General features: G+C 76.0%; 10 protein-coding genes. 6 read left to right on the plus strand and 4 right to left on the minus strand.

The window, feature by feature from the left end:
* Positions 1–106: 106 nt before the first annotated feature.
* Positions 107–349 (minus strand): helix-turn-helix domain-containing protein, encoded by a 243-nt coding sequence (locus tag DQ238_RS14990; RefSeq protein ID WP_233495988.1) that lies wholly within the window; start codon positions 347–349, stop codon positions 107–109.
* A 308-nt stretch (positions 350–657) separates the two neighbouring features.
* Here DQ238_RS14990 and DQ238_RS14995 point away from each other — a divergent pair, with 308 nt between their 5' ends.
* From DQ238_RS14995 to DQ238_RS15010, 4 genes are all read left to right on the plus strand, one after another.
* Positions 658–1,974, plus strand: coding sequence for an MFS transporter (locus DQ238_RS14995; protein WP_113782082.1), 1,317 nt, complete (start codon positions 658–660; stop codon positions 1,972–1,974).
* Positions 1,975–2,053: 79 nt separating this feature from the next.
* Positions 2,054–4,660 (plus strand): family 78 glycoside hydrolase catalytic domain, encoded by a 2,607-nt coding sequence (locus DQ238_RS15000; protein WP_233495989.1) that lies wholly within the window; start codon positions 2,054–2,056, stop codon positions 4,658–4,660.
* On the plus strand, positions 4,657–5,406 hold the full coding sequence (locus DQ238_RS15005) for an alpha/beta hydrolase (RefSeq protein ID WP_113782084.1): 750 nt from the start codon (positions 4,657–4,659) through the stop codon (positions 5,404–5,406). The genes DQ238_RS15000 and DQ238_RS15005 overlap by 4 nt, the downstream gene beginning before the upstream one ends.
* Entirely contained in the window at positions 5,403–8,039 is a 2,637-nt protein-coding gene (locus tag DQ238_RS15010) for an alpha-L-rhamnosidase (protein ID WP_113782085.1), read from the plus strand. Before DQ238_RS15005 ends, DQ238_RS15010 begins: the two co-directional genes overlap by 4 nt.
* Before the next feature lie 268 nt (positions 8,040–8,307).
* Here DQ238_RS15010 and DQ238_RS15015 read toward each other — a convergent pair whose 3' ends face one another.
* Positions 8,308–8,691: a nuclear transport factor 2 family protein gene (locus DQ238_RS15015; protein ID WP_199506360.1), complete on the minus strand. Its 384-nt coding sequence runs from the start codon at positions 8,689–8,691 to the stop codon at positions 8,308–8,310.
* Between the two features lie 9 nt (positions 8,692–8,700).
* Here DQ238_RS15015 and DQ238_RS24140 point away from each other — a divergent pair, with 9 nt between their 5' ends.
* On the plus strand, positions 8,701–8,829 hold the full coding sequence (locus tag DQ238_RS24140; protein ID WP_255418060.1) for a hypothetical protein: 129 nt from the start codon (positions 8,701–8,703) through the stop codon (positions 8,827–8,829).
* 51 nt (positions 8,830–8,880) lie between these two features.
* Here the strand turns inward: DQ238_RS24140 and DQ238_RS15020 are convergent, their stop codons facing one another.
* Complete coding sequence (locus tag DQ238_RS15020) at positions 8,881–10,059, minus strand: LLM class flavin-dependent oxidoreductase (RefSeq protein ID WP_113782086.1); 1,179 nt, start codon at positions 10,057–10,059, stop codon at positions 8,881–8,883.
* Positions 10,060–10,150: 91 nt separating this feature from the next.
* On the opposite strand from DQ238_RS15020, the gene DQ238_RS15025 reads away from it, so the two are divergent.
* Positions 10,151–11,071, plus strand: a complete 921-nt coding sequence (locus DQ238_RS15025) for a ribonuclease Z (RefSeq protein ID WP_113782087.1) — start codon at positions 10,151–10,153, stop codon at positions 11,069–11,071.
* Positions 11,072–11,080: 9 nt separating this feature from the next.
* Here the strand turns inward: DQ238_RS15025 and DQ238_RS15030 are convergent, their stop codons facing one another.
* Positions 11,081–12,568 carry a hypothetical protein gene (locus DQ238_RS15030; protein ID WP_147263088.1) on the minus strand — a complete coding sequence of 496 codons (1,488 nt, stop codon included), beginning with the start codon at positions 12,566–12,568 and terminating at the stop codon, positions 11,081–11,083.
* Positions 12,569–12,571: the final 3 nt, after the last annotated feature.

Here is a 12,571-nt window from a genome sequence, read left to right on the forward strand (position 1 = left end):
CCCGCCCATCCCGGGCCAGGACGGCCAGCCGGGGTCGCCAACCGCAGCCGGGCTCCCCGCTACGACGTCGGCAAGACCGCCAAACGAGACACCACCGACCCGAAAATCAAGGGTTAAACGACAAGCTGAGGCCCTGACCGCGCGGGGCGAGGGAGGCGACCTCCCAGAGCCGCAGCCCGATGGCGAACCGGCCGTCGGGGCCGCGCTCCAGAGCTCCCCACGCCTGCAGCCGGGTCGCGAGCCGCAGCGTCGAGCTGGTCGGGATGCCGCTGCGCCGGCTCAGCTCGCCCAGGGTCAGGGAGCGGTGACCGGCGTCGAACGCGGCCAGCAGCGCGAAGGCACGGTCCACGACCGGATCGCCCTGGGGCGGCCGACGCCCACGGGTCCGGACCGGCGCGGAGCGGGGCTCGGTCACCGGGCACCTCCTCCTCCCGAGGCGCGCGCCACAGCGGCGTGCCATTGAGCGGCATCGTGCCTGACGTCGCTGTGACGCTCCCCGCATCGTTTCAGACGAGCCGGGCGGAGGAGGTCCGCACGGCCGCTCGCGGACCGGCGGGCGCGCGGCACACCGCCACCGAACACCACCGGTCATCCGCACACCGCACGAGCGACACCGAACGGGCGGCCGACGGCCGCCTCGAGTTGGAGGAGCCGCACATGACCACCTCGCCCCTGGAGAGCGTGAGCCAGCCGGACCCGGCCGTCCTGGCCGCGGACGACGTCGGCGCGCCGCCCGGCGGCTGGCCCAACCCGCGGCGGGGCTTCCTGTTCTTCCTCGGTCTCGCCTCGATCGGTGCGGGCATGGCCAGCCTGGTGCCCGCGGTGCTGACGCTGTCGCTCAAGGCGCAGCAGATCGACGCGCAGAACGCCACCACCGTCCTGTCGGTCGTCGTCGGTGTCGGGTCGGTGTTCTCCCTCGTCGCGTTCCCGGCCCTGGGCCGGCTCAGCGACCGCACGACGGGGCGCCTGGGGCGGCGCCGGCCGTACCTGCTGCTGGGCGCCCTGTTGTTCGCGCTCGGTGCCGTCGGGATCATCGTCGCCACGAACACGGTCACGCTGACCGTCGCCAACGTCGTCACCGCCGTCGGCTACAGCTCGACCGCGGTGGCGTTCACGGCCGCCATCCCCGACCAGCTGGCGCCGAACCGCCGCGGACCGGCATCGGCGCTGGCCGGGCTGAGCCTGCCGGTCGGGGCGGTCACCGGCCTGTTCATCGCCCAGCTGGTGGCGCCGAACCTGGCCGCGATGGTGCTCCTGCCGGCCGGGGTCGCCGTCGTCGGGGCGGTCCTGTTCGCCCTGCGGTTGAGCGACCGGAAGCTGTCCGCGGCCGAGCGGCCGCACTTCGGGTGGGCGCAGTTCCTGGGCACCTTCTGGGTCAACCCGCTGCGCCACCCGAGCTACGGGTGGGCCTGGTGCAGCCGCCTGCTGCTGTTCCTCGGCGTCGCCGCCATCCAGGCCTACCAGGCCTTCTACCTGATCATGGTGCTGCACTTCGCGCCCGAGGAGGTGGCGGGGGCGGTGTTCCTGTCGACGCTGGTGCTGACCGCGGCCGCGCTGGTCTTCGCACCGATCGCGGCCAAGGCCTCCGACCGGATCGGCCGCCGCAAGCCGTTCGTCGTCGCTGCGGCGGTGGTCTTCGCGGTGGGGCTCGCCCTCGCGTCGTTCGCGCAGTCCTTCCCGGCCTTCCTCGTCGCGATCGGCGTCGTCGGCCTCGGTCAGGGTGTCTACATGGCGGTCGACATCGCCCTGGTCACGCAGGTCCTGCCCGACCCGGGCAATCCGGCGAAGGACCTCGGGATCATGAACCTGGCCAGCACGCTGCCGGGGACGATCGTGCCGACCGTCGCACCGTTCGTCCTCGCCATCGGCGCCACGGCCGCCTCCCCGCAGAACTTCTCGGCGCTGTTCGTCCTCGGCGCCGTCGCGGCCCTGGTCGGCGCGGCCTGCATCCTGCCGATCCGCCGGGTCCGGTGACCCCACGGTGACCAGCGCGCCGACCGGCCCGCGGGCTGGGTCGACGTGCGCCGCACCCCACCAGCTGCGGGTCGAGCACGTGGACCCAGCCCTCGGGATCCGGACGACGGCGCCGCGGCTGTCGTGGCGGCTGCCCGACGGTGCCGGCGAGCAGCTGGCCTACCGGATCACCGCCGACAACGGCTGGGACACCGGCTGGGTCGACGGCGACCGCAGCATCCTGGTGCCCTACGCCGGCCCGCCGCTGGCGTCGTCCCAGCGGGTCGAGTGGCGGGTGCAGGTGCGCACCGACCTCGGCGAGAGCCCCGTGTCGACGCCGGGGTGGTTCGAGACGGGTCTGCTGTGGGCCGAGGACTGGCGCGCCTCCTGGGTCGAGCCGGGCGTGATGCCCGACGGCCCGAAGGGGCACCGTCCCGCCGCGCTGCTCCGGTTCGAGTTCGACGTCGACCGGCCGGTCGTCGCCGCCCGGCTGCACGCCACCGCGCAGGGGATCTACGAGGCGTTCCTCAACGCCGAGCGCGTGGGCGACGCCGAGCTGACCCCGGGGTACACGCAGTACGACGCCCGGCTGCAGGTGCAGACCCACGACGTCACCGCGTCGGTCCGCGAGGGGCGCAACGCCCTCGGCGTGATCCTGGCCGACGGCTGGTTCCGCGGGCAGGTGGGCATCACCCGGGCCGAGCAGCAGTGGGGGAGCCGGCTCGCGCTGCTGGCCCAGCTGCACCTGGTGCACGAGGACGGCGAGGTCACCGTCGTCGGCACCGGCCCCGGCTGGCGCAGCGGGCTCGGCCACGTCGTCGCCGCGGACCTGATCGAGGGCGAGCGGTGGGACCTGACCCGGCTGCCGCGCGGCTGGGACGCCCCCGGCTTCGCCGACGCCGGCTGGGACGACGTCGCCGTGGTGGAGCACGGCTGCGCCGGGCTGGTGGACTCGCCCGCCCCGCCGGTGCGCCGGGTCGAGGAGCTCGTCCCGCGGTCGGTGACCAGGCTGCCGGGCGGCGCGCACCTGGTCGACCTGGGCCAGAGCGTCAACGGCTGGGTCCGGCTGACCGACCTCGGGCCGGCCGGCACCACCACCACCCTGACCCACGGCGAGTGGCTCGGCCCGGACGGCGACGTCACCGTCGCCAACCTCGAGCCGGACCTGCCGTTCCTGCCGCACCCGCTGCCCGCCGGCCAGGTCGACTCCGTCGTCTCCGCCGGCGTCCCCGGCGACGTCTTCGAGCCCCGGCGGACGACCCACGGCTTCCGGTACGTGCGCATCGAGGGCCACCCCGGGGAACTCACCGCCGACGACGTCCGGGGGATCGTCGTGCACACCGATCTGCGCCGCACCGGCTGGTTCACCTGCAGCGACGAGCGGGTCGACCGCCTCCACGAGGCGGCGGTGTGGAGCTTCCGGGACAACGCCTGCGACATCCCCACCGACTGCCCGCACCGGGAGCGGCACGGCTGGACCGGCGACTGGCAGCTGTTCGCGCCCACCGCCGCCTTCCTCTACGACGTCGCCGGCTTCTCCACCAAGTGGCTGCGCGACGTCGCCGCCGACCAGTGGCCCGACGGCACGATCGCCAACGTCAGCCCCACCCCGCGGGACGAGGGCCGCGAGGGCCCGATCGCCTTCCTCAACGGCTCGGCCGGCTGGGGCGACGCGGCGGTGATCGTCCCGGAGGAGGTGTACCGCGCCTACGCAGACGTGCAGCTGCTCGAGGAGATGTGGCCGACCATGGTCGGCTGGCTGGACCGCACCGAGCGGATCGCCCGGGAGCAGCGCCACCCCGCGCGCGCCGAGCGCCGTCCCGAGCCGGCACCGCACGAGGAGTACCTGTGGGACTCGGGCTTCCACTGGGGCGAGTGGCTGGAACCGGGGGACGACACCGCCGCCGACCTCGACGCGTTCGCGAAGGCGGACAAGGGGGACGTCGCCACCGCGTACTTCGCCCGCAGCGCGCGGCTGATGGCGCGCATCGCGCAGATCCTGGGCAAGGAGGCGGACGCCGACCGGTACGCCGGCCTCGCTGACGAGGTGCGCGCCGCGTGGCAGGCCGAGTACCTCCACGCCGACGGCCGGCTGACCCCGGACACCCAGGCCACCCACGTCCGCGCGCTGGCGTTCGACCTGGTGCCCGACGAGCTGCGCCCGGCCGTCGCCGAGCGGCTGGTCGAGCTCATCCGCAAGGCCGACACCCACCTGGGCACCGGCTTCCTCGCCACCCCGTACCTGCTGCCGGTGCTGGCCGACACCGGCCACCTCGACGTCGCCTACGAGCTCCTGCTGCAGGACACCGAGCCGTCGTGGCTGGTCATGATCGACCGCGGCGCCACCACCGTCTGGGAACACTGGAACGGCGTCGACGCCGACGGCGTCCCGCACGACTCGCTCAACCACTACTCCAAGGGCGCGGTCGTCTCGTTCCTGCACCGGTACACCGCCGGCATCGAGCCCGTCGAGCCCGCCTACCGCCGGTTCCGCGTCCGGCCACGCCCCGGCGGCGGGCTGACCCGCGCCGCGGCCGTGCACGAGTCGCCGTACGGCCGCATCGAGTCGGCCTGGCGGATCGAGGACGGCGAGTTCCGGCTGCGGGTCGTCGTCCCCGCCGGCACGCGGGCCGAGGTCGTCCTGCCCGACGGCACCACGCACACCGCCGGTCCCGGCGAGCACACCTTCGAGGGGAGCGCCCGATGACCGCCGAGACGACCGAGTGGGCCGGCCCGGCCCGGTTCCTGCCGCCGCACGAACCGAGCCGGCGGGACGACGGCGCGCTGCACTACAGCGGTCTCACCTACGCCGTCGCCTTCGGGTACCGGCCGCTGCAGCTGGACCTGTGGGTACCGGCCGGGGAGGGCCCGGCGCAGCTGCAGGACGCCAAGGCCGCCGTCCGCTACCTGCGGGCGAACGCCCGCGAGCTCGGCATCTCCACCGAGCGCGTCGGCGCCATGGGCGAGTCCGCCGGCGGGCACATCGTCGCCGTCCTCGGCCTGAGCGCGCACCGGCCGGACCTGGAGGGCACCCACGGCGTCGTCGGCCCGTCCAGCGCGGTCGACGTCGTCGTCGACTGGTACGGACCGGCCGACCTGTCGACCATGCCGCGCACCGCCCCGCCCCCCGAGGTCGCCGCGAAGCTGCCCCCGGAACTGCTCGTGCCGCCGGAGGACCAGCTGACCCGCGGGCTCGAGGGCCAGGCCCTGGCCGACGCCAGCCCGGTCACCCACGTGACGCCGGACGCGCCGCCGTTCCTGCTCGTGCACGGCACCGCCGACCGGCTGGTGCCCTACGCGCAGAGCGAGCAGCTGCACGCCGCGCTGACCGCGGCCGGGGCCTCCGCGCGACTGGTGCCCGTGGAGGGCGCCGGGCACGTCTTCGACGGGCACGACGACGTCGACGGCCTCGTGCGCCTGTCGGCCGAGTACCTCGCGGAGGCCCTGCGGTGAGCGACCCGAGCGTCGCGCCGGTCACCGTCGAGCACCACCGCGAGCCGCTCGGCATCGGGGAGAGCCGGCCCCGCCTGTCCTGGGTCGTGCACACCGACCAGCCCGAGTGGCGGCAGGCCGCCTACGAGCTGGAGATCGCCCCGTCCGACGGCGAGCCCTGGTCGTCCGGTCGGGTCGAGTCGGCCGAGTCGGTGCTCGTCGGCTGGGACGCGCCGCCCCTGGCCAGCCGCGAGCGCCGGACCGTGCGCGTCCGGGTGTGGGGCAGCGTCTCCGGGGAGGGCGCGGCCGAGCCGTCGGCGTGGAGCGGGGACGCCGTCGTCGAGGCCGGGCTGCTCGAGCCGTCGGACTGGACCGCGCAGCTGGTGCAGCCGGTCCTGCCGGACGACGCCGACGAACCCGTGCTGCTGCTGCGCCGGGAGTTCACGCTCGACCAGCCGGTCGCCCGCGCCCGGCTGTACGCCACCGCGCACGGCGTCTACGAGGCCGAGCTGGGCGGCGCGACCGTCGGCGACTCCGTGCTCGCCCCCGGCTGGACCAGCTACCGGCACCGGCTGCGCTACCAGACGTACGACGTCACCGACCTGCTCGGCGCGGGGGCCAACGCCCTCGGCGTGCAGCTGGCCGACGGCTGGTTCCGCGGGTACGTCGGCTTCACCGGCGGCCGCGCGCACTACGGCGACCGCACCGGCCTGTTCGCCCAGCTGGAGGTCGAGCACCCCGACGGCACCCGCACGGTCGTGACGACCGACGGCTCCTGGCGGTCGACCCCGGCGCCGACCACCCGCGCCGGCATCTACGGCGGGGAGACGTTCGACGCCCGCCGCGAGCTGCCCGGCTGGTCGACGGCCGGCTTCGACGACGCCGCGTGGACGCCGGTGCAGACCGGCACCCTCGACGTCGCCACCCTGGTCGCGCCGACCGGTCCGCCGGTGCGGCGCACGCAGGTGGTGCCCCCCGTCGCCGTCAGCGCCTCGCCGTCGGGCAAGGTGCTCGTCGACTTCGGCCAGAACCTGGTCGGCCGCATCCGGTTCGCGCTGCCCGACGCCCCCGCGGGCACGGAGATCACCGTGCAGCACGCCGAGGTGCTCGAGGACGGCGAGCTGGGCACCCGCCCGCTGCGCGGGGCGCGGGCCACCGACGTCGCCGTCCTGGACGGGAACGGCCCGCGGACCTGGGAGCCGCGGTTCACCTTCCACGGCTTCCGCTACGCCCAGGTCGACCGCTGGCCCGCCGAGCTGACCCGCGCCGACCTCGAGGCCGTCGTCGTCCACACCGATCTGCGCCCGACCGGCACGTTCACCTGTTCCGACGCCGACGTGACCACGCTGCACGAGAACGTCGTGTGGGGCATGCGCGGCAACTTCGTCGACATCCCCACCGACTGCCCGCAGCGCGACGAGCGCCTGGGCTGGACCAGCGACCTCGCCGTGTTCGTCCCGACCGCGTCGTTCCTCTACGACACCGCCGGCATGCTGCGCTCCTGGCTGGCCGACCTCGCGGTCGAGCAGCTCGAGGACCTGGACGGCATCGTGCCGCTGTACGTGCCGTGGGTGCACCTGCTGCCGTTCCCCGTCCAGGCCGAGGCCGGCTGGGGTGACGCCGCCGTCGTGGTGCCGTGGACGCTGTACCAGCGGCACGGTGACGCCCGGGTGCTCGCCGACCAGTGGGCGTCGATGACCGCCTGGCTCGACGCCTTCGCCGGGGCGGCCGGCCCGGACCTGGACTTCGCCGGGGTCCCGTTCATGCTCGGCGACTGGCTGGATCCGGCCGCGCCGCCGGACCGGCCCGGAGCGGCCCGGACGCCGTGGCCGCTCGTCGCCACCGCCCACCTCGCCCGCTCGGCGCGGATCACGGCTCGGGCCGCGGCGGTGCTGGGGCGCGACGGCGGCGAGTACGCCGCGCTGGCCGAGCGCGCGGCGGAGCGGTTCCGCGCCGAGTACGTGACCCCCACCGGCCGGGTCGCCTTCCCGGCGCAGACGGCGTACGCGCTGGCGCTCGGGTGCGACCTGCTCACCCCGGAGCAGCGCGAGCACGCCGGCCGGCTGCTGGCCGAGCAGGTGGCCGCCGACGGCTGGCACATCGCCACCGGCTTCCTCGGCACGCCGTTCGTCACCGACGCGCTGACCGACGCCGACGAGGTGGCGACGGCGTACGAGCTGCTGCTGCAGCGGGAGAACCCGTCGTGGCTCTACCCGGTGACCATGGGCGCGACGACGGTCTGGGAGCGCTGGGACTCCATGCTCCCCGACGGGTCGATCAACCCCGGCGAGATGACCTCGTTCAACCACTACGCCTACGGCGCGGTCGCCGACTGGCTGCACCGGGTCGTCGCCGGGCTCGCCCCGGCCGCGCCGGGCTACCGGCGGCTGCGGATCGCCCCGCGGCCGGGCCCGGGGATCACCTCGGCGGCCGCCACGCACGAGACGCCGTACGGCCCGGCCGCGGTCTCGTGGACCGTGGACGGCTCGGCGTTCGTGCTGGAGCTGGCCGTGCCGCCGAACACCAGGGCGCAGGTGGCGCTGCCCGACGGCAGCGCGCCGTTCGAGGTCGGCTCGGGTCGGCACACCTTCGAGCGGACCGTCACCGTCCCGGCCCCGGTCGAGCAGCCGCGGGGGTCCTGGGCCCCGGAGTGACCCCCCTCCTCACCCCGGCGTGGTCCAGCGCGATCATGAAGTCCGGGGAGCGGCGCGCCGTTGACCCACGGCGTGTCGCGTCCCGGACTTCATGATCGTCGCGACGGCGTGCCACGTGCGCAGCGGCACCGTGCGGGCGTCGTCGTCCCGGTCGGCGGCGAGCACGGGACCGACTCCGGGTCGGTCGAGGTCGGGTCGGACGACGCCGGGCCGGTCGAGGTCGGGTCGGTCGAGGTCGGGGCGGTCAGGGCAGGTCGTCGAGGAGGGCTCAGCCGGGCGGCGGGGTCGGCCCGTAGGCGAGCAGCTGCCACGACCCGTCGGCGCGGGTCCACACCGCCAGCGCCAGGCTGTCGATCCGCTTCGGGACGCCGTCGACGTCGACGTCCGCGCTCATCCGGCCGACGACGACCGCGGCGTCCCCGGACACCTCGACCCGCTCGACCGGGTGCTCGGCCCGCCGGTACACGTAGTAGCCCGCCCGGAGCTTGGCCAGGTACTCGTCCCGGGTGTCCCGGACGCCGCTGGAGTGGGTGTAGCACAGCCCCGCGGCCAGCAGCTCCTCGAGCGCGGCGAGGTCGCCGTCGACCATCGCCCGGTAGCGGCGGTCCTCCGCGGCGAGCACCGCGGCCACGTCGTCGGGGGAGTCGGTCACCGGGTCATCGTGCACCGGGCCATCGTGCACCGGGCCATCGTGCACCCGGCCATCGTGCACCCGGCCATCGTGCACCCGGCCATCGTGGCCGCCGGGCAGGGCGCGGCGCACGAGCACCACTCGCTCCTGCTGCCCTGACCGCCCCGGCCGCCCCGGCAGGCGGCGCGACCGGGACGGCGGCCGGCGGGCTCAGCCGCGTTGGGCCTTTTCCTTCTGGTAGCGCTCGGTCATCGTGGCCACGGCCTGCAGCTGGGCGGCGGAGTAGTCCTCGCGCTTGCTGCCGGCGTGCGCCTTGGCGTCGAGCGTCTGCTGGGCGTGCGAGACCTCCCCGCCCTGGAAGTGCGGCAGGACGTGCTGGGCGATCAGCTCCCACGAGCGCTTGGTGGCCTGCGGGTTGGCCCACTCGTGGCCGAGCAGCAGCATGCAGCCGAAGCCGCCGGACTGCTCCTCCAGCCGCTGCACCTGGGCCCGGGCGTCCTCCACGGTGCCGATCGCGCCGATGCCGGCCTCGTTGATGAAGTCGATCATCTCCTTGACGTCGCCGCCCTCGACGGCCATCTGCGGGAAGGCCGCGGTCTTCTGGAAGTAGCGGAACCAGGTCTCGATGCCGTACTCGACGTCCCGGTAGGCCTGCTCGCGGGTCTCGGCGACGTGCATCAGCCCGACCAGCCGCCAGTCCCGGCGCGACACCGTCTGGCCGAAGTGCTCGGCCCGCTCCTGGACGACGTCCCAGTGGTGGGCCAGGGCGTCGAAGCCCTCCTTGGTGAGGGTGGCGCCGATGGAGAGCAGCCCGATGCCGTACCGGCCGGCCATCCGCGGCCCGGTGGGGGAGGCCACGGCCGCGACCGCGATGTCGAAGCGCGGCTGGGTGTAGGGCCGCAGGTGCAGCCGGGCCCCGACCAGGTTGTGCGTCTTGGTCTGCTCGGTGACCGTCTCCCCGCGCAGCAGCCGCATGACGATGTCGAGGTCGACCTCGAGCAGCTCGCGGGTGTCGGTCGGGGTGAGACCCAGCATCATCGAGTCGGTGGGCAGCGACCCGGGCCCGCAGCCCAGCATCGCCCGGCCGCGGGTGAGGTGGTCGAGCAGCACCATGCGCTCGGCCACCCACAGCGGGTTGTGGTAGGCGATCGAGGTGACGCCGGTGCCCAGCTTGATGTGCTTGGTCCGCTCGGCCGCCGCCGCGATGAAGATCTCCGGCGAGGCGATGATCTCCGTGCCGGCGGAGTGGTGCTCGCCGATCCAGGCCTCGTCGTAGCCCAGCCGGTCCAGGTGCTCGACCAGCTCGAGGTCCCGCTGCAGGGCCAGGGTGGGGTTCTCCCCGGCGGGGTGGAACGGCGCGAGGAAGGTGCCGAAGCGGAGCCTGTCCATGTGTCCTCCTGGGGTGGGCCGCGAGGGCCCGAACGTAACGCGGATCACACCGCCGGGGGAGGTCCGTCCCGGGCGGGGTCAGCATCGAAGGATGACCGTCCGCGAGCTCGTCGTCCTCGGCACCGCCAGCCAGGCACCCACCCGCACCCGCAACCACAACGGCTACCTGCTGCGCTGGGACGGCGAGGGGCTGCTGTTCGACCCGGGGGAGGGCACCCAGCGGCAGATGCTGATGGCCGGCGTGCCCAGCAGCGCGGTCACCCGGATCTGCCTGACCCACTTCCACGGCGACCACTGCCTGGGCGTGCCCGGCGTCGTGCAGCGGATGTCGCTGGACCGGGTCGCGCACCCGGTGCGGGCGCACTTCCCGGCGTCCGGCGGCGAGTACTTCTCCCGGCTGCGGGCGGCCTCGGTGTTCCACGACGTCCTGGACCTGCGCGAGGAGCCGATCGCCACCGACGGTCCGGTGGCGTCGGGGCCGTCCTGGACCCTGCAGGCGCGCCGGCTCGACCACCTGGTCGAGGCCTTCGGCTACCGGCTGGTCGAGCCCGACGGGCGGCGGATGCTGCCCGAGGCCCTGGCCCGGGCCGGCGTCGCCGGGCCCGACGTGGGGCGGCTGCAGCGGGAGGGGTCGCTGGACGTCGGCGGGCGGACCGTGCGCCTGGAGGAGGTCAGCGCGCCGCGGCCGGGTCAGCGGTTCGCCTTCGTCATGGACACCCGGCTCTGCGACGCCGTCTGGGCGCTGGCCGAGGACGCCGACCTGCTCGTCGTCGAGGCGACCTTCCTGCAGCAGGACGCCGACCTGGCGCGGGCGTACGGCCACCTGACCGCCCGGCAGGCGGCGACCGTGGCCGCGCAGAGCGGCGTGCGGCGCCTGGTGCTCACCCACTTCTCGCAGCGCTACCCCGAGCCGGTCCGCCACCGCGACGAGGCCGCGGCGGTGTTCGACGGCGACCTGGTCGTCGCCGCCGACCTGCAGACGGTGCCGGTGCCGCGGCGGCGTCCCGGCTGACCCGCCCGGTCAGCCGACCGGGCCGCCGCCGTAGTCGCCGAACGGGGCGGTCGGGGCGGCGGCGACGGGCACCTCGGCGAGCGCCCGGCCGTCGCCGTCGAGCGTGCGCACCGTGCGCGCGCCCTCGGGCAGCCGGCCGACCGCCCCGCCGCCGTCGAAGCGCAGCGTGGCCAGCACCGACCCGCGCCGGTCGAGCACGGCCGCGCCGGCCGCCCCGGGCGGCGCGGTGACCACCAGCCAGCGGCCGCCGTCCTCCGTGGGGGTGGACAGGTCGCAGACCCGCGCCACCACGAGCCCGGCCACGTCGGTGGTGCCCGGCGGGGTGGACACCCCGCACGGCACGGTCCGTCCGGCGCCGCCGGGCCCGACCTGCGCGGCCTCGGTGACGACGAGCAGCCCGCCGCCGGGGCTGCGGCCGACGAGGACGGCGACCGTGCCGGGGACGCCGGCCGGCGGCAGGGCCCCCGACCACAGCAGCTGCGGCTCCAGCGCCGCGGGCTCGGCCCCGAGCGGCACCGCCACCGCGGTGAGCGCCTCGGCCACGGCCCGCGGTGCCGGCCGGACGGCCGACGGGCGCAGCGGGTCGAGGTCCGGCGGGTCGAGGTCCGGCGGGTCGGGAGCGGCCGCGGGCAGCTGCGGGCCGCCGACCCCGGAGCGGTACACCGGCTGCCCGTCGCGCAGCACCCGGACGCTGGCGCCGGTGCCGCCCGCGGTGGTCTGCAGCGGTACGACCGCGACGCCGTCGTCGGCCGGCGCCGGCCGGTAGGTGCGTCCGACCGTGCCCCGCGGCCCGACCTGCAGCCGCGGCGACACCTCGACCGCGTCGTCCCGCCCGGCGACGACCACCAGGGTCGCCGGGCCCGGGCCGCCCAGGACCAGCGCGGCGGGCCGCAGCGGTCCGAGGTGCCGGGGCAGGTGCGGGGCGAGGTCGTCCGGCGCGGCGCCCACCGGGCCGGTCAGCCACGTCCCGCGCACGTCCTCGTCGACCGTCCCGGCCAGCAGCACCACCCGCCCCGAGGGCGTGTCGGTGGCCAGCACGACCCGGCGGTCGGCGACCGGCGGCGCGACCATCGGGCCCCAGTCCACCCGCCGGACCGCCTCGACGAACCCGCGGTCGGCGGCGAGCGACCCGCGGGTCGGCTCGGTGAGCACGGGGACGTCGGCCGGCGCGGTCCGCTGCGGCGCCGGCGGCGCCGGTTCGCCGTGCGGCTGCACGAGCGGGACGGCGAGGGCGGCCGCCGCGAGCGCGGCCGCCGCGGTGGCGACCCGGCGGCGCCGGTGCCGGCGGACGCGGCGGAGGACGTCGGCGACGGCGGCGTCGGTGTCCAGCCGCCACCGCACCGGGGCCGCGGGTGACGGGGACGGCCGGTCGTCGAGGGACTCGAGCACCTGCTCGCCGCCGAGCAGCCGGCCCCGCCGGCCGGCGAGCGCCTCGGCGAGGGCGTCGGCGGCGGCCGCGCGGTCCAGCCGGCGCCCAGCCCGACGGCGTCGACGCACCCG

The sequence above is a fragment of the Geodermatophilus sp. TF02-6 genome (genome assembly GCF_003319115.1).
Lineage (GTDB): Bacteria > Actinomycetota > Actinomycetes > Mycobacteriales > Geodermatophilaceae > Geodermatophilus.